Source organism: Nguyenibacter vanlangensis, from assembly GCF_013376155.1.
In the GTDB taxonomy this organism is placed as follows: Bacteria; Pseudomonadota; Alphaproteobacteria; order Acetobacterales; family Acetobacteraceae; genus Gluconacetobacter; species Gluconacetobacter vanlangensis.
In genome coordinates this window covers 1-509 of record NZ_JABXXP010001295.1, presented here as the reverse complement: position 1 = coordinate 509, position 509 = coordinate 1, and the positions used below count along the sequence as shown (strand labels likewise).

The following is a 509-nucleotide window of genomic DNA, read 5'->3' as shown; positions in this document are numbered from 1 at the left end:
CGCGCGCCTCCTGCCGCGACATGACCGATCGCGGCCCCGCTGCCGACGCACCCGATACGCCGACCCATCCGCGTATCCAGGAACCGGCGATCCTGCTGATGATCCTCGTCCTGTCGATCGGCGGGGCGGTCGTGGGGCTCCAGCTTCTGGTCACGCTCGGCGTCACGCCCAATACCGGCCTGATCGGCGCGCTGGTGGCCATGACGCTGGGGCGGCTGCGCCTGCCGGGATTCCGCCGCTATCGGTCGGTGCATGTCCAGAACCTGGCCCAGAGCGCGGTGTCCGCCGCATGCTTCGGCGCCGCGAACGCCATGCTGCTGCCGATCGGCATTCCGTTTCTCCTGGGCATGCCCGGCCTCGTGTTCCCGCTGTTCGCCGGGGTCACGCTTGCGACCTTTCTCGATGCCTTCCTGCTCTATCGCCTGTTCGGCACGCGCGTCTTTCCCGCCGATGGCGCCTGGCCCGCCGGCGTCGCGGCGGCCGAGGCGATCCAGGCCGGCGATCGCGGC

General features: G+C 70.9%; 1 pseudogene. It reads left to right on the top strand.

The window, feature by feature from the left end:
* Positions 1-509, top strand: a pseudogene (locus tag HUK84_RS22690) (OPT family oligopeptide transporter); the annotation flags it as partial.